Raw genomic sequence first — 17,092 nt, forward strand, 5'->3', positions numbered from 1 at the left:
CGTCGGTCAGTATGGCCAAATTCCAACGATCTTGCGGCGGCCGCTGTGGATAACCCCGCAACCGAGCACGCCCACAACCCGTCCTGTGGACAACCGCTTCGGCCAAATACAGTCGGGGGCAGTTGGGCACCGCAAGCCGAGCCCAGCGGAACCGAGCGATTGAACGCGGCCGAACCGAGCCGAGCCGAGCGGGCGGCTGGACGCGGTCAAACCGAGCCGAGCACGGCGGCGCCGGCCCGCGACACGGGCTTCCGGGAGGCCTCGCGCCAAAGCCAAGCGAGGGAACGCGGTCAAACCGAGCCGAGCGGGACGACCCAGCGACTGGACGCGCCGAGCCGAGCCGAGCCGAGCGATCGGTCGGAACCGCGCGGTTGGGCGAGGTCGTGCAGTCGGGCAAGGCCGTGCGCTTGGCAAGGTTGTGCGGTCGGGCGAGGTTGTGCGGCAGGGCGAGGCCGCGCGGTTGAGGGAGGCCGCGCGGTTGAGGGAGGCCGCGCGGTTGAGGGAGGCCGCGCGGTTGAGGGAGGCCGCGCGGTTGAGGGAGGCCGCGCGGTTGAGGGAAGTCGCGCGGAGTGCGGCGGCCGTGTCGGCGAGCGCACGTGTGCCCGGGCGGATGCTGCGCCGTGCGGGGGCCGGCCGGTCGCGCGGGATCAGAGCTGTGAGCGTTCGGCGGGCGATGCTCGAGGTGCTTCGGGTCGTATCCTGCTGCGCGGTCGCTGGGGAATGGGGAGACGTTGATGAGTGGGGCGTTCTACTCGCACGCGAGGCTGTACGACCTGATGTTTCCGAGTGGTGGGCCCGCTGTGGACTTCTACCGGGACTACGCGGGGCGGCAGGGTGGGCGGGTGCTGGAACTGGGCTGCGGCACCGGGAACAAGCTGATCCCCATCGCCGCCGACGGGTGGCCGTGTGTGGGGCTGGACTTCTCGGCGGAGATGCTGGCTGAGGCTCGGCGTAAGGCGGGCCAGCGCGGCGTGACAGTGGATTGGACGCGGGGTGACATGCGGGACTTCGATCTGGGGCGCGCCTTCGACTTCGTGTTCATCGCGGCCAACTCGCTGCTGCACCTGCACGAGCCGGAGGATCTGGTCGGCTGCTTCCGGGCGGTTCGCAGGCATCTGGCGCCGGGCGGGCTGTTCGTCTTCGATGTGTTCAATCCGAACGTTCGTCTGCTCGCCGCGGCCGATGGGGTGCGGCGCGGGCGGGAGTCGTTGTCGTTCGTGGATGCCGGCCGGGGTGAGGTCCACGTCGAGGTGGTGGAGACCTACGACGCGGCCGCGCAGGTCACCCGGGGTACGTGGTTTCTCTCGTCCGGATCCGAGGCCGATTTCGTCGTGGCGCCGCTCGAGATCAGGAGCATCTTTCCGCAGGAGTTGCCGCTGCTGCTGTCGCTCGGTGGTCTTCGGCTCGTCGAGCGCTTCGGCGACTGGTCCGGCCGGGCGTTCACGGCGGGCGCGCCGCTTCAGCTCTGCGTCTGTGAGGCCGCTTGAGGCCCCTAAGATGGCCACTCATGACGGTGACGGACGAGTGGCGGGCGGCCCTCGTGGACGGCTTCTCGGTTCTGCTGGGGCGGCCGGTGGACGACGACGCGGCGGAGTACGCCGTGTACTACGTCTGTGACGATCTGGCCGATGACCTGTTCGCCAAGGGCTTCGACGCCGGGGTGCTGACCGAGGTCGTACGGCCGCCGTTCTCCTCCGTCCCGGTGTTGGGGAAGCTGTTGGCGGAGTGGGATCTGATCGCCCCGTTCTGGAGCCTCGACCTGGGCCGGTCGAGGTTCCGGGCCGCTGTCGAGGGGGACGGGGCCGACGCCGGTGTGCCCGAACTCGACGCTGGGGTGACCGGCGCCGAACTGGGGCGGATTCTGGGCGAGCGTGGGCTTGAGCCGCGCGACATTCGTGACGCGTATCCGGAAGTGGAGTTCCGGGTGGACACCGACGGGTCGCTGGCCGGTGCGCTCGCGGCCGCCACCGGGGCGATGCGCGGGCCGGAGCACCTCTTCACCCTCAGCCCGGACTGGGGTGTCGATCCGGTGTGGGACGGGCGGCTGGCCGCGGTGCGGCATCCGGGGCTGCGCGATCATCTGCGGCATCTGTGCCGTACGAAGGACAGCGCCCGCGCCCACGGTGCCCATTTCTCGAGTGCGGGGATCGCCGTCTGGCGGGTCGGCGAAGGGCAGTCGGTGACGCGGGTCGAGGCGGGAAGCGGTTAGGCGCGGCGCAGGGAGTCGATCAGGGTCGTGGCCAGCGGCCACTCGCCGTAGCCGGCGTCGGTGTTGATGTGGCCGACGTCGCCGAGATCGAGGAAGCGGCTGCCCCAGGCTTCGGCGAAACCGGCGGCGGCGCCGGCCGGGTCGTACGGGTCGTTGGTGCTGGCCACCACGATCGAGGGAAACGGCAGCGGGGTCAGCGGTGGCTCGCGGAACGAGCCGGCCGTCGCCGGGAAGGCCGGGCCGGCCGGGTCGGGGATGGCCACCAGCAGGGCGCCGGCCACCGGCGGGAGGTCGGGGCGGGCGGCCCAGTGGGCGACGGCGAGCGTGCCCAGGCTGTGCGCCACCAGCACCGGGCGGTCGGCGACGGCCACGGCGCGGTCGAGGGCGGCGATCCAGTCGTCCCGCTCGGGGTGGCTCCAGGAGGCGGGCTGGATGCGCAGGAACGCCGGGTCGGCGTCGAGCAGGGTCTGCCAGTGGCCGGGGCCGGAGCCGTCGATGCCGGGGACGGTGACGGCGGCGGCTGTCCGCGGGGAGTCGATCACGTCAGGCGACCTTACTCACTAGACTTCGCGGGTGGCGAAGTATTTCGACGTACATCCGGACAATCCTCAGGCTCGTGCCATCCGCCAGGTGGTGGACATCATCAAGGGTGACGGGCTGATCGCGTACCCGACGGACTCCTGTTTCGCGCTCGGCTGCCGGATGGGCAACAAGGACGGTCTCGACCGGATCCGGGAGATCCGGCACCTGGACGACCGCCATCATTTCACGCTGATGTGCCGCGACTTCGCTCAGCTGGGCCAGTTCGTACAGATCAACAACGCGTCGTTCCGCCTGGTGAAGGCGTCCACCCCGGGCCCGTACACGTTCATCCTGCCGGCCACCAAGGAGGTGCCGCGCCGCCTGCTGCACCCGAAGAAGAAGACGGTCGGGGCCCGCATCCCCGACCACGTGGTGGCGCAGGCGATCCTGGAGGAGCTCGGCGAGCCGCTGGTCTCGAGCACGCTGCTGCTGCCGGGCGAGGACGAGCCGATGACCATGGGCTGGGAGATCAAGGAGACGCTCGACCACCAGCTCGACGCGGTGGTCGACGCGGGTGAGGGCAGCACCGAGCCGACCACTGTGGTCGACCTGTCCGGCGGCGAGCCGGAGATCCTGCGCGTGGGCGCGGGCGACCCGGGACGCTTCGAGTGATGCGTACGGACCTGGACGATCTTCTCCGCGACGGCTCCTGGCGGCTCGACGAGCCCGCCGAGGCGGAATTCAGGCTGACGCCCGCCACGACGGCCGGGCGTGGCGCGCTGGTGGAGCGGATCCTCGGACGGCCCGAGCCCGATCCGGAGCTGTGGGAGTCCGTACTGATCGAGGCCCTGCTGGACCATCCGGTCGCGGACGGGCTGAGGACGCTGCGGCTACGGCTGACCGACTTCCACCATTCGGCGCGCCGGACCGCGATCGCCATCGCCGGCCGGCCCCGGCCGGCGCTGACGGAGTTGTCGTTCGGGCACGGCTTCAGGTTCCTGTTCGAGAACGCCACCACCTCCACCGGCCGGGCCCTCGATGCGCTGCAGTTCCACGACGTCGGACTGGTCGGGGACGCCGGGCACGCGATGTGGCGGGCGCTGCCGTCGCTGCGGACGCTCACCGTCGAGGGCGCCTTCGTCTTCCACGGGGTGGAGTCCGAGACGGTGACCGACGTCCGGTTGCGGGGTGTCGTCAGTTCGGACGGCTCGATCCTGCCCGGACCGCTGCCGGCGTTGACCACACTGACCCTGGAGATCGGGACGGACGTGTTCGGCACCGAGTGTGCGGTGGAGCAGTTGGAGGAGTTGACCCCCGTGGACTACCCGTCCCTGCGGATCCTCGACCTGCGCAAGGCCCAGTTCGACACCCCGGACGTGCTGGAGGCACTGTCCGGGATGCCGATCCGGGCTCAGCTCGAGCGGGTGCTCATCGAATGAGGTGCCGGGGCACGGCCTGGGCCAGGGCCGCATATCCGGCCGGGTTCAGGTGGAGATGATCCCCGGTGTCGTACGCCGGTAGCAGCGTCTCGGGCGCGGACGGGTCGCGGGCCGCGGCGTCGAAGTCGGCCACCCCGTCGAAGATGCGGTGGACGGCCTCGTTGACCGTGCGGCGGGAACGCCGGCGCAGACCGGCCGGATCGTCGTAGCCGGTGTTCCCGCCGAACGGCGTCAGGGTGGCGCCGTAGGCGGTGAGACCGGCGGCGTGCGCGCGCAGCACGATCTGGTCGTACGCCACGAGCAGGTCGTCGACCACCTGCTTCTGCGCCTGCTCGGTGGCCTCGGCCGTACCGATGTCGTTCACGCCCTCGAACAGCAGCATCCGGTCGACGCCGCCGACCGCGAGCACGTCGCGGTCCAGCCGGGCCAGGACGTTCGGGCCGAGGCCGTCGTTGAGCACCCGGTTGCCACCGGCGGCCTGGTTCAGCACGGCGACCTTCGACCCGCGCGCGAACAGCTGGTCGGGCCAGCGGTCGTTGCCGTTGGTGGTCGACCCGCGGCCGTCGGTCAGCGAGTCGCCGACGATGGCGAGCGCGGCCGTGGCCTCGGTCGCCTGCACCTCGACCGCGCTGATCAGATACCAGTGGTCGGCCGGGACGGCGCCGGGCAGGTCCGGTTCCGCGTTGTGCTCGCCCTTGAGCAGGTACGACGTCGTACGCGAACCCGGGTGTCCCGTGACGGCGTCACCGGTCAGCCCGGTGGCGAGGTACGCCGAGATCGTCAGGTTGGCCGCCGCCGGGACCGGGAGGGAGACCGGGTCGGAGACGATCTGCGCGCCCACCGGGACCACCACCGACGGCCGGCCGCCGAAGGTGAGCGGCCGAACGCTGCCGGGCTCGACCGCCGGGACGCCGGCCCGGCCGCCGAGCGGCAGCCCCACCGAGACGGCGGTGATCGGCAGCGGGCCGGTGCCGAACGCGTTCGAGAACCGCACCCGCAGCCGGCGGCCCCCGATCGTCACGTGGACGGTCTGCCGCAGGGTCGTGTCGGCCAGCGCCGCGAACGGCGCCGGCGGCAGGTTGTGCGGCTCGGTCAGCTGCGGCATCGCCGTCCACGTGTGCCGCCAGGACTCGCGCCGCGACGGGCGCCCCGCCTCGGCCCGGCCGGGCAGCGCGGCGGCCGCCGGCACCACCGCGCCCCCGAGGGCGAGAATCGTTCGCCTGCGCATCTTCAGAACCTCCGGCTCTCGGGCGGGCCCAGGTACGACTGCTGCAGCCCACCGGTGTCGATGACGACGCGCTGCAGGACGACCGTCGGGTCGACGGCGTGGAAGGTGACCGTGTGCTTGCCGGCCCGCAGTCCGTCGAAGACGGTCGTGGTGATGTTGATGTTGTCGGACGTGTTGCGGGCCCACTGGCGGTTCATCGTGGTGTCGTTGGCGCCGGTCGCCGTGGTGATGTTGACGATCTGCACCGGCCCGCCGTCGACCGACATGCCGTAGCGGACCCCGTCCGGGGTGTAGACGCTGTTGCGCGGCGACAGGTACGCCGAGATCCGCGCCGGGCGGTCACCGGTCAGGGTCACCGTGTACGAGAGGGTGGCGTTCTCCGACCGTGGCGTGAGGCCGTTGCCGGTGCGGCCGATGTCCGGCAGCAGCTGCCAGTCGCCGGTGCGGCGGGAGTAGTGGTCGGCCTCGATCGCCACGGCCCCGCCGGCCTCGAGGAACCCGGCCGGGGCGACCCGCGGCTTCTCCACCTTGACGTCGACCACGACGCTCGTACCGGCGCCGCTGACCGTGACCGGCACCGTCGTCACTCCGGCGGGCGCCCGTTTCCAGTCGACACGGACGGCGACGCGTACCTCGTCGCTCACCCGGCCCGTCGCGGGCGTGAGCTTCACCCACGGTGAGGCGGACCGGACCTCGTACGGGAAAGGCGCCGTGCCCTTGTTGTAGATCTCCAGATGTCCCGAGGCGCCGGAGGCCCAGGGGCTCAGCGACGACGGCAGCACCGGCAGGACGCCCAGCGACGCCTCGGCGGGAAGATCAATGCGCTTGAGGTACGGATAGATCTCGTCAGGCAGGGCCACATTGTTCAGTTCCGGCTGCTGCCACGGGGCGTTGGGGCCGTAGCGGGCCACGTTCCCGTACCCGATCTTGGGTTGGGTCTGCCAGCCCTTCCACTTCCCGCCGGCCAGGACCTCGTTGTAGTACCGGCTCATCGCCTGGTCCTCGGCGAACAGCGCCTCCGCGCGGTCGGCCAGCGCGTTCGTCGCCGCCCGGCCCTGCGCGGCGTACTCGATGTTGGTGAATTCGGCGCGGCGCAGGTCGTACACGATCGCCGTGTCTTTGATCTGGTAGTAGACCAGCTGGTAGAAGGCGTCCTGCCAGGCTTGCGGGACCCGGTTCCCGAGCCTTGTCGCCCGCGCGGCCAGGTCGAGCCATTCCTCGGTCACCCGGTCCATCTCGGCGTACGCCGTACGGCTGAACGGGCTGGCCTCGTCGTTGTAGGTCACCTCGCCGGTCGCCGGATTCGTCGAGATGCGGCGGTTGAGCAGCTCCGGCTTCCGGCGGGACTGCAAGTGCCCGTACTCCTCGAGCAGCCCGGCCACCGCCGGCGCGAGAGAAGGCCCGAAGTTCTGCGCCGCGAAGCGGCGATGCCACTGGCCCAGCGCGCCCACCGGCAGCGCGTCCGGATTCCAGGCGTAGTCCAGGAAGAACTGGGCCGGCAGCTCCTCGTTCTTGAGGTCACCGACGTTGACCATCCACAGGCGGTCGACCCCCGAGGTGTACGCCCGGTTCAGTTGCTCCCAGGTGTTCGTGATGTTGACGGTGTCCGCCCACTTGTAGTTGCGGCCGTCCCCCACGTAGTCGAAGTGGTAGTACAGCCCGTAGCCGCCGCTGCGCTTCTCGGTCGTCGGCAACCGGCGCATGTTGCCCCAGTTGTCGTCGCAGAACACCACGGTGACGTCGTCCGGCGGGCGGTAGCCGTTGTCCCAGTATCGCTGCACCTCCTTGTAGAGGGTCTGCACCTGCGGCCGGTCGATCAGTCCGGTCTCCCGCAGGATCTGCCGCTGACTGTCGATGATCGACGACATCAGGTCGATGCCGTCCCCGTCCGGCAACGAGACGTCACCGTTGCCGCGCATGCCGAGCGTGATGACACCCTCGATGTTCTGGTCCCGCATGCGCTCGGCGCCGTCCCGCCAGTACGCCTTGATCGCGTCCGGGTTGCGGCGGAAGCTCCACTCCCCCGTGCCGGCAGGATGCCGGTTCCACTCCTCGATACCGCGCATCATCGGCGCCTCGTGCGAGGTGCCCATGACGACGCCGTAGAAGCTGGCGGTGGCGTGGTTGGCCGGGTCGTCCTCGGCGAAGGCGCGGCCCCACACGGCCGGCCAGAGGTAGTTGGCCCGGGTCCGCAGCATGGTCTCGAAGACCTTTTCGTAGTACGCGGCGTTGAGGCCACCCGGATAGCCGGGAGCCTTACCGGGGCCGAAGAAGCCGGGCGCCCAGGTGCCGGTGGCCGGATTCTCGTCGTTGATGAAGAAGCCCCGGTACTTGACCTTGGGGGTGCCCTGGGAGTGGCGCCCGGGAAGGACATAGAGGGCGTCGGAGTGCGCGGCGGGGACGTCATCCCAGAAGTACCAGGGCGAGACGCCGATGTTGCGGGAGACGTCGTAGGCGCCGTAGATGGTGCCGCGCTGGTCACTGCCGGCGATCACGAAGGCGCGTCGGACACCGGGCAGCGGGTCGGTGACCACCTGCTCGATCGTGGTCTCCCACTTGCCGCGGATGGAGCTGACGTCGAGCTTGCCGCGGGCCACGATCTGATCGATCAGCGGGCTCTTGCCGATCGTGCCGACGATGACAGGATCGCCCGCGCGCCCCGCCCAGGCCGACCCCACCCTTCCCAAGGGGGAACCCCCGTCGGTCATTCTCCCGGTTTTGCCCTTGATCGTGTCGGCGCCCTGTGGACAACCGCTTTCTGTGGACAGCGCGCCACAAGCCCCACCAGCCGTGTCATCGTGCACGACGGCGGGCCGCACCCCGCTGACCTTCGCGATGTCGGATCGCAGGTCGTCGACGACCCGGATCACCCCGGCGTAGTCGGCGTTGCTCACCACGATCGGCGCCGCCGCACCCTTGGCGACCAGCGGGAAGCGCCCCGGCCCGGGCCGAGCGGCGATGTACCCGGCGGTATTGGGCAGCCCGGCGCTGGCGGCGGGAGAACCGGCGCCGGCGGCGGGAGAACCGGAGGCGGCGGCGGGAGAACCGGAGGCGGCGGCGGGCGAGCCAGAGGCGGCAGCAGAGGCGGCCGCGAAGGTCGAGGTGGCGCCGGAGGTCAGGGTGGAAGCGAGCCCCAGCCCGGAGGACGAGGTCGCGGAGGACGACACGGAGGCGCTGGCGGGGGTGGAGACGAGCGTCGCGCTCAGGGCGATCGCTACAACCGCGGCGGTTCTCATTTGAACAACCGGAGCGGTACGGCGTCGGCCATCGCGGCCATGCCCGCGTCGTTGGGATGCAGGCCGTCGCCGCTGTCGTAGGCCGGGTTCAGGTGCAGGCGGTCGGCCGGGTCGGCCATCGCCCGGTCGAAGTCGATGACGCCGTCGTATTCGGCGCCGGAGCGGATCCAGCGGTTCAGGACGTCGCGTTTGCGTTCGTTGGCCTCCGAGTAGAAGCCCAGCGTGTCGCCCTTGAACGGGAGGATGGTCGCTCCTATCGCGGTGATCCCGGCCGCGTGGGCGCGGGCGATCAGCTGCCGGTGGCCGGCGATCAGGTCGTCCGCCGTCACCACCTCCGACGCCGGGGCGACCGTGCCGGGGTGGCCCAGGTCGTTCACCCCGAGCAGCACGATCAGGTGGCGGGTGCCGGGCTGCGCCACCACGTCGCGGTCGAAGCGCCGCAGGCCGCTGTGGCCGAAGTAGTTGGCGAACGACTCGGCGTCGCTTCCGGCGGGCGGGTTCGGGTCGTGCAGCAGGCGGTTGCCGGAGATGCCGACGTTCGCCACGCCTCTCTCCAGGCCGGCCGCGCGCAGCCGGGCCGCCAGCAGGTCGGGCCAGCGGTGGTTCAGGTTGTTCTGGGTGTTGGCGCCGTTCGTGATGGAGTCGCCGAGGGTGACGATCGCCGAGCCGCGGTCGCGGACGGCCACGCCGGACAGGAAGAGATATTGACCGATGGTCTGTACGGGGTTGACCGTGCGCGCCGCGGTCACGTCCCCGTCGGCGATCACGTTGTCCTGGAAGGCGAACGCGGCCAGCGTGGTCACCGGGGTGCGGGCCGGCAGGAACAGGCTCACCGCCAGGTCGGCGCCGGGCGCCACGCGCAGGCGGACCGGGTCGCTGAGCAGCGGCGCGCCGGCCGGCACGATCGCCTCGGCCCGGTTGCCGAAGGTGACGCGCCGGTCGGTGCCGGGGACGATCGCCGTGCTGGCCCCGGTGCCGGCGCGCAGGGCGACCCGGACGGCGCCGACGCGCAGCGGGGTGGTGCCGAACTCGTTGGTGATCCGGATCCGGAGTTCGTCGCCGCCGGCGCTGAGGTGCACCACGTGGCGGACGGTCTGCGCGGCCAGCACGAGCGGCGGCGTGGGCGGGATGGTGGTGGGCGCGGCGGCCCACGAGGCGACCCAGTCGAGGTCGTCCTCACCGTGTGCGGGGGAAGCGGTGGCCGCGGTGGGTACGGCCAGGCCGGACGCGGCGGCGGTGACGGCCGCGCCGGAGGTCAGGGCGAGGAGTTCGCGTCGGGTGGGCATGGGACTCCTTCAAGGCTGTGGGGACGGCAGCGAAGGGTGACTCTGAAAGTTTCGGAAACAAGTCGGACTAACCCTCGTAACGTAAAGGCGTTCATCTATGTCGTCAAGAGATCCGAAGCCGATCATGGGCTGCTTGACGCGTCGAAGCGTTTCCGGGAACCGTCGGAACTTTCGGTGCGGGCAGACGCCGGCGGCGACGCGAGAGAAAGCTCGCGCCGCCGCCGGAGAGGGAAAGGTCAGGCCGTCGTACAGGCCAGGTTGTTCACGCTCGGTGGCGCGGTCCCCGAGCCGATCAGCCCGAACGTCGTGTGGCTGTTCGCCGCCACCGTGCCGTTCCAGTTGGCGTTCTTGACCGTCACCAGCGAGCCGCTGCTGGTGGCCGTGCCGCTCCAGGCCTGGGTCAGGCCCTGCGAGCCCGGCCAGGTCCAGGTGACCGTCCATTTGCCGATGGCCGCGGTGCCCGCGTGCACCATCACCTCGGCCTGGAAGCCGCCGTTCCACGTGCCCGTGACGTTGAACATCGCGGAGCAGGCGCCGTTGCCCGGGTTCGGCGACGTGTCGGGCGTGGTGGGCGTGACCGGCGGGGTCGTCGGCGGGGTCGGCGAGCCCGGGGTGGTGCCGCTGCCCCGGATGCCGGTGACCTCACCGTTGCCGCCGTCGAAGACCACGTCGGAGCAGCCGTAGAACGTCTCGTTGCTGTCCGAGCGCTGCCACACCGAGTAGATGATGTGGCGCCCGCTCTTGCCGGACGGCAGGTTGGCGTTCCAGTAGTAGTAGCCGTCGTCGCTGCCCGGCCCGCCGTTGTCCGGCGGGTTGGTCACCGTGTCGAACGGCGTGGACTCCAGGTCGCTCCAGGCCAGCGGCCGGGTCGGGCTCCAGCTGTCCTTGGTGATGTAGAGCCGGAACGTGCCCGGGTGCTTGGCCCAGTTGTTGTACTTGACGCCGAGGGTCCGCCCCGAGGTCAGGTGCGTCACCGGCCAGTCGTCACGGGCCAGGTTGAAACCGGTGAAGTTGTACGGTCCCCCGGTGCCACCGGAGCAGAGCTGGCCGTCGGGGATGAAGCCCGACATCCGGCCCGCCCCGTCCGAGCGGAGCACCGCGAACCAGTTGTACAGCGACGTCGTCCCGCTCTGGGCCACCGCCGCCGCGCAGGCCGCGTTCGTCGGCTCGATGGCGCCGGTGGTCGGGTTACGGCCGTCCTTGTAGCACAGCCACGTCCGGCTGCCCGGCACCATGATCGCACCGTGTGCCTCGGCCGCGCCCGGCAGTCCGATCAAGGCCGCGCCCGCGGCGAGGACGGCGCTCACGGCGTACACAAGAAAGCGTTTTTTCATCGCGAACCCCTCAGCCGTTGGGGAAGAGCCGGGCGAAGTCGGCGTAGCCGGTGGCGACGTCGACCTGAGCCCAGAACCGGTGGTAGTTGAACGTCGGCGCCGGGCCGCCGTTCAGGTACGCCTCGACCTTCGGGTAGTCGGGGTCGTTCTTGTAGAAGGAGCGGATGTCCAGGAAGGACACGCCCGGCTTGATGGCGTCGCCGTTGGGCATCTTGCCGCTCCAGCCCGGCGGGATGTAGATGCCCTGGCCGGTGGACGCGTTGTAGGTGTCGTCCATCCGCTCGTAGTCGGCGCGGGTCTCGGTGACCGACACGCCCTTGGCGTCCTTCTTGGTCCAGATCGCGTCGAGCAGGTTCTTGGCCGCGGTCTTGGCCGCCGCGTTGCCCGACTTCGCCGCGTAGTAGGTCAGCAGCTTGGCCAGCGAGCCGGCCACGCCGAGGTCCTGACCCTTGCTGGTCACCGTGACGTGCAGGTTGGTGTTGGCCGCGGGCGACGACGGGTTCCAGGTGGCCGGGGCGCCCGACCAGGCCATGTCGGACGGGATGGAGAATTCGGTGGCGCTGATGGTGCTGTTGGCCAGGGCCCACGGCACCCACTTGTCCAGCACCGACTTCGCCTTGGCGTCATTGGTCGTGTAGTAGTACTCGGCCAGCCGCTCCAGCGACCAGGTCTGCATGCCGAACCAGCGGTTCGACGGCGGGTCCTCGTAGACCGGGGCCTCGACGTAGGCGAGACCGTAGAAGGTCGGCGTGCCGGCCGGGCGGGCCTGGTAGCTGCCGTTCCAGCTGTTGGTCGCGCCGCCGGCGATCGCGCCCTCCGACGACTGGAGCCACTGGTAGAACTCGAGCTGCCGGTTGAGGCTGGCCTGCCAGTCCGCCTTGGCGGTCGGCGACTTCGGGGCGAGGGCGCTGACGTTGGACAGGACGTAGGCGGCCATCGGGTTCTGATATCCGAAGTGGCTGGTGCTCGAGCCGATCCGCCACGCCCAGCCGGCGTTGGTGTCGGTCGCGCCGCCCCAGGCGTAGTACCAGGACATCAGGTTGCTGGAGGCGTTCTTGCCGGTGCCCGCGGCGCACGAGGTCGACGCGCAGCCCGGCTGCTTGAAGTACTTGTCGTAGAAGGAGTAGCGCAGGTAGTCGCCCATCTTGGCCGCGTTGGTCACGGCGCTGGAGATCTGCGACTGCTTGCCCTGCTCGGTGGCCCAGGTGTACGCCCAGTACGCCGCCTGCACCGCGCGCGAGTCCGCGTCCGGCGCGTTGGTGTACTTCCACTGCTTGGCGTAGCTGGAGTCCTTGGTGAACAGGTCGAGGTACCCGTTCGGGCCGCCGTGCTTGAAGGTGTCGCAGGACGGCTGGGGCACGGTCTCGAACGTGGACTCCTGCGGGCCGCGCTGGAACGTGTTGATGAAGACGTTCTTCGTCGTGCCGTCGCCGCAGTGGCCGAAGCCGTAAACGTTGTCGACGTCCATCAGCCAGTGCATGCCGTAGATGTCGGAGGTGCCGTAGGCGCTCTTCAGCTCGGCCGCCAGCGGGTCGGAGCCGACCGAGACGCTCGAGTCGAGCTGCGACGGGTACTGCGACGGCAGCGGGTGCTCGGCCGCGTAGGTGGCCGGCTTGGACGGGTCGTACTTGTCGTTGGTCGGCTGGTCGGCGTGCGACGGGATGATGTACTTCTCCATCGTCGCCCAGGCGCTGTTGAACGGCGCCCAGTCGCCCGACGCGTGCCCGTGCTCGGCCTCGAGCCACAGCCAGTAGCTGAACGCCTCGGACGTCGTCTCGTGACCGTGGTCGGGCGCCTCGTCGATCAGCGTCTCGATCGAGTGGTACGGCAGCCCGTCCGGGCTGAAGTAGCCGTTGGCCGGGTTCTTGATGTCGTTGTAGAGCTGGGTGAAGCGGGCGTCGGCCGAGCCCTGCTGGGCCACTGTCGCGTTCACCGTGGCCGCGGTGTGCCCGCTCGCGGTGGCCGAGAAGGTGGCGGTCGCGCCGAGGGCGGCCGCGCTGGTCGCGGCGACCGTGACGGTCTGGCCGGTGTTCCAGTTGGCCGGGGTGAAGGTGAGCGAGGCCGGCGTGGCCGACACGGTGGTGGCCCCGGCGGTGCGGGCGACCGCGACGGTCACGTCCGCCGTGGGCGCCTTGGACAGGGCCAGCTTGAAGGTGGCGCTGTCACCGGGCGACACGGTCAGCGAAGTGGCGTCGGCCACGATCGCCGGGGTGGTGGCGGCGTCGACGAAGACGGGCACGTCGGCGGTGTTGCTCTTGACCCCGTTGGCGTCGTACGCGATGGCCTGCAGGTGGTACGCCGCGGTCTGGGCCGGGACGCCGGACCAGGTGTAGGTGTACGGAGCCGCCGTGTCGGTGTTGATGAGCAGCCCGTCGTGGTAGAACTCGACCTTGCTGACCGTCCCGCCGCCGGCCACGGTGGGCGTGGCCGTGATCGGGATCGACGCCGGCGCGGTGTACCGGGTGTTCGCGGCCGGGCTGGTGATCTCCACGGTCGGCGCGGCGACGGCGCCGTTGCAGGGCGCGCCGTTGAGGGTGAACGCGGTGGGCACCGGGTTGGCCGAGCCGAACGTGCCGTTGAAGCCCGTGCTGACCGTGGCGTTGGTGCCGAGGCCGCCGTTCCAGGCCGCGTTGGTGACGGTGACGTGCCGGCCGCTCTGCGCGTAGACGCCGCTCCAGCCCTGGACGGCCTTCTGAGCCGCGTCGGGGAAGTCGTACTCGAGCTTCCAGCTGGTCAGCGGGTCACCGGTGTTGGTGATGGCGATGTCGCCGGTGAACCCGCCGGGCCACTGGCTCTGCACCTTGTAGACGACGGTGCAGCCGGGTGCGGCGAGGGCGGGAGCGCCGGCTGTGAGGGCCACGCCGGCGCCGAGGACGGCGGCGCCGGTGAGGGCCAGCCCGCGGCGCAGGCGTCTTCTGACTCTTTGTCGAGCTCGCACGAGGGGGAGTTCCTTTCTGCTCAGGAGCAGGTGATGGGAGAGGGGACGGGGTTATTGGTTCCGGCGACGCTGCCGAGGAAGCCGAAGGTGGTGCCGGCGCCGGCGGCGAGGGCGCCGTTGTAGGTCGCGTTCCGGACGGTCACCGTCGTGCCGCTCTGGGTGGCGGTCGCGTTCCAGGCGTTGGTCAGGGTCTGGCCCGCGGTGAAGGTCCAGCCGACGTTCCAGCCGGTGAGGGCGGCGGTTCCGGTGTTCTTGACGGTGACCTCGGCCTGGAAGCCCCCTTGCCATTGACCGGTGATTTTGTACGTGGCCGAGCAGCCCCCCGGAGCAGGCGTGGACGGGAGCGGAGTAGTCGGGGGCGCAGTGGTCGGTGGCGGGCTCGTCGGGCTGGTGGTAGTCGGCGGCGGCGTTGTGGTCGTGCCCGTTTTATCGCCATAAAGGATGCCGCGGCCGTTGGTGCCGAGGTAGACGCGCCCGTACACGTTGGGGTCGGCCGCGAGGGCGTCACCGGCGTTGCCGTACTGATGGGCGTCGTCGTTGATCCGCGCCCAGCTCGCCCCGGTGTCGTCCGAGCGGAAGACCCCGGTCACCCCGTCGACCGTGCCGACCAGGTAGACCGCGGGCCGGGACTGTCCGGGCGCCGCCTTGCCGAACGCCACGTTGATGCCCGAGGTCACCGACGGGACCTTCGTGAACGTCGCCCCGGAGTCGGTGGAGCGCAGCAGCCCCGTACTGCCGGCGAACCAGACCTCGCCGCCCGCACCTGGTACCGCCTTGAAGTGCAGCCGTCCGTCGGCCGGGAGGGAGGCGGCCGACGCGGTGAAGGTCGCGCCGCCGTCCCTGCTCGTGTAGAACGTGCCGGCGGCGTACCCGTAGAAGATCTTGGGGTTGACCCGGTCGCTCTCGACGATCGCGCCCGCCGGCAGCCCGGCCGAGGCGGTCCACGAGCTGCCCCGGGTCGTGCTGACATGCACGCCGGCGCCCTGCGGGGACCAGACCATCGACGTCGCGTCGGCGCCGACCGCGATCGTGCCGCCGCCGGTGACGCCGGACGGTTCCTGGCCCTGGTACCAGTTCTTGCCGCCGTCGCTGGAGATGCCGATGTGCGGCGCCGCGTCCGCGTTGCCGACCCGGGCGAACACGGCCGGGGTGAGCTCGGCGAAGTCGAGGCTGGTGTTGCTGCTCAGGCTCGGCGTGTCGTGGAAGTTGGCCGGAACCGCGTCGAGCGACGCGTGGTGGAAGCCGCCGATGTCGCCGAGCGCGCTGACCAGCGGTGCCCCGGTCGGCGGGCTGGCCAGGTCGAGGACCGCGGTCTCCTCGAGGCCTTTGGCCATCGGCTTGATCGTGACGGTCGAGCCCGCGTCCCAGTTGGTGAGGTTGGTCGAGCCGTAGACCGTGGCGCCCGTGCCGTACAGAAAACGGCTGGAATTAAATGGATCGATGGCCAGGGTCTCGTTCATCCAGCCGAGCTTCGGTGTCGATTCGGGCGGCTGCGGATTGGTGTTGAAGTCGAGCCACGGATTGGCCGAGATGTCCATCGTGTAGCGCTTCGCGACCGACGGATATCCGGCGAAGTCCCAGATCCGGGTCCAGGTGGCGCCGTAGTCGGTGCTGCGGAAGAAGATCGTGTCGGGCCACCAGGAGATCTGGGTGGCCACCATCAGCGTGCCCGGCTTCTGCTTGTCGACGGTCAGCCCGGAGTAGCCGTAGTACGGCGACGCGGAGGCCGGCGTCGGCGAGATGTCGGTCCAGGCCCCGGTGGTGAGGTCGAGGCGCTGCACCTGGCCGGCGCCGCCGTCGTACGGGCCGCCGGTGTCGCTGGTCGCGATGAACAGATAGTTACCCTGTACGACGCCCTTGTGCGCCAGGTATCCGGTCGGCTGGCCGGGCACGCGCTGCCAGGTCACGCCGTTGTCGAGCGACCGGTAGACCGGGTTCTGCTTGTCGGCCACGCCTACGTAGATCTGGTTCGCGGCGCCGAAGGTGACCCAGGTCAGGCCCTGGTTCTGGCTGAGGTAGCCGTTGGTGTCGCTCGGGTCCTGCACGTAGTTGCCGGCGTTCGGGAACGCGGCGACCTTGGCCCAGGTGGCGCCGTAGTTCGTGCTCCGCCACAGGCCGTTGCCGCCCTCGGCGGCGTAGTAGACCGTGCTGTTGTGATGCGGGTCGACGGCGAGCCGCTCCCCCATGCCGCGCCCGGGCATGTTGCCGCCGTTCTTGAACGGCAATGTGGTGATCTGCCAGGTGTTTCCCTTGTCGGAGGATCGCAGGATCGCGCCGTTGTTCGGGTCCCAGCTGTTGGTATACATCCCGACAGCGGCGTAGACCCGGTTCGTCTCGACCGGGTCGGGCGCGATGCTGACGACGCCGTTGTAACCCCAGTTGTCCTGGCCCACCCAGTCGAGCAGAGGCGTCCAGCTCTGCCCCGATTCGTTCCATCGGTAGGCGCCGCCGATGTCGGTCCGCGCGTAGATCAGGTTCCGTTCGCCGGGGTTGAACACGACGGCCGGAACGAATCCGCCGCCGTCGATCCGGACGTTCTTCCAGCCGTACGGGTCGACGGCCGCCGCCGCGGCCGTCAGGGGCCGGGCGAGCACCATCGCCACGGCGCTGAGCAGGACCGCGGCGACTGCGGCCGAGAGGGTGGAGCGCCTCATTCGGAACCTTCCATCGATGGGCGTCATATTGGGAGCGCTCCCAGAAGCGTGGGTCGCGGACATCTGCGTGTCAAGACCTGGAAACCCGTAGTTGACAATCGTGCATATCTTGGGCACCGTGCGAGGCTTGAGATCTTCGGCGGCGGGTACACGCCAGACCTAGCGGGGCAAACCGCTCAAGCTATTGAGACCGGTGAATCGCGGCGACTCTTAGGAATGAACCGAATACCGTACGTCAAGGATTCG

Annotated in this window: 11 protein-coding genes; 4 read left to right on the forward strand and 7 right to left on the reverse strand. The window is 70.2% G+C overall.

Annotated features, from left to right (window positions below; translation table 11 throughout):
* The first annotated feature begins 734 nt into the window (after positions 1-734).
* Together AB0C26_RS33515 and AB0C26_RS33520 are read left to right on the forward strand one after the other, a co-directional pair.
* The gene (locus AB0C26_RS33515) at positions 735-1,487 is read left to right on the forward strand and encodes a class I SAM-dependent methyltransferase (RefSeq protein ID WP_360255752.1); all 753 of its coding nucleotides are present in this window, start codon (positions 735-737) and stop codon (positions 1,485-1,487) included.
* 20 nt (positions 1,488-1,507) lie between these two features.
* Positions 1,508-2,209, forward strand: coding sequence for a hypothetical protein (locus AB0C26_RS33520; protein ID WP_360255755.1), 702 nt, complete (start codon positions 1,508-1,510; stop codon positions 2,207-2,209).
* Here AB0C26_RS33520 and AB0C26_RS33525 read toward each other — a convergent pair.
* Complete coding sequence (locus tag AB0C26_RS33525) at positions 2,206-2,751, reverse strand: alpha/beta hydrolase (protein ID WP_360255758.1); 546 nt, start codon at positions 2,749-2,751, stop codon at positions 2,206-2,208. The genes AB0C26_RS33520 and AB0C26_RS33525 overlap by 4 nt on opposite strands.
* A 31-nt stretch (positions 2,752-2,782) precedes the next feature.
* Between AB0C26_RS33525 and AB0C26_RS33530 the strand changes: the two genes are divergently transcribed.
* Together AB0C26_RS33530 and AB0C26_RS33535 are read left to right on the forward strand one after the other, a co-directional pair.
* Positions 2,783-3,403 (forward strand): L-threonylcarbamoyladenylate synthase, encoded by a 621-nt coding sequence (locus AB0C26_RS33530; protein WP_360255760.1) that lies wholly within the window; start codon positions 2,783-2,785, stop codon positions 3,401-3,403.
* Positions 3,403-4,170 (forward strand): hypothetical protein, encoded by a 768-nt coding sequence (locus tag AB0C26_RS33535; protein WP_360255762.1) that lies wholly within the window; start codon positions 3,403-3,405, stop codon positions 4,168-4,170. The genes AB0C26_RS33530 and AB0C26_RS33535 overlap by 1 nt, the downstream gene beginning before the upstream one ends.
* On the opposite strand, the gene AB0C26_RS33540 is transcribed toward AB0C26_RS33535, so the two are convergent.
* From AB0C26_RS33540 to AB0C26_RS33565, 6 genes are all read right to left on the reverse strand, one after another.
* Complete coding sequence (locus tag AB0C26_RS33540) at positions 4,160-5,398, reverse strand: SGNH/GDSL hydrolase family protein (RefSeq protein ID WP_360255764.1); 1,239 nt, start codon at positions 5,396-5,398, stop codon at positions 4,160-4,162. The two genes, AB0C26_RS33535 and AB0C26_RS33540, sit on opposite strands and share 11 nt — an antisense overlap.
* Positions 5,399-5,400: 2 nt before the next feature.
* Positions 5,401-8,634, reverse strand: a complete 3,234-nt coding sequence (locus AB0C26_RS33545) for a glycosyl hydrolase 115 family protein (protein WP_360255766.1) — start codon at positions 8,632-8,634, stop codon at positions 5,401-5,403.
* Positions 8,631-9,920, reverse strand: a complete 1,290-nt coding sequence (locus AB0C26_RS33550; protein WP_360255768.1) for an SGNH/GDSL hydrolase family protein — start codon at positions 9,918-9,920, stop codon at positions 8,631-8,633. The genes AB0C26_RS33545 and AB0C26_RS33550 overlap by 4 nt, the downstream gene beginning before the upstream one ends.
* Positions 9,921-10,156: 236 nt before the next feature.
* Entirely contained in the window at positions 10,157-11,254 is a 1,098-nt protein-coding gene (locus AB0C26_RS33555) for a lytic polysaccharide monooxygenase (protein ID WP_360255770.1), read from the reverse strand.
* Positions 11,255-11,264: 10 nt separating this feature from the next.
* Positions 11,265-14,192, reverse strand: a complete 2,928-nt coding sequence (locus tag AB0C26_RS33560) for a glycoside hydrolase family 48 protein (protein WP_360255773.1) — start codon at positions 14,190-14,192, stop codon at positions 11,265-11,267.
* Positions 14,193-14,212: 20 nt separating this feature from the next.
* Positions 14,213-16,846 carry a cellulose binding domain-containing protein gene (locus AB0C26_RS33565; RefSeq protein ID WP_360255775.1) on the reverse strand — a complete coding sequence of 878 codons (2,634 nt, stop codon included), beginning with the start codon at positions 16,844-16,846 and terminating at the stop codon, positions 14,213-14,215.
* Positions 16,847-17,092: the final 246 nt, after the last annotated feature.

It is taken from the genome of Actinoplanes sp. NPDC048796, from assembly GCF_040650035.1.
Lineage (GTDB): Bacteria > Actinomycetota > Actinomycetes > Mycobacteriales > Micromonosporaceae > Actinoplanes.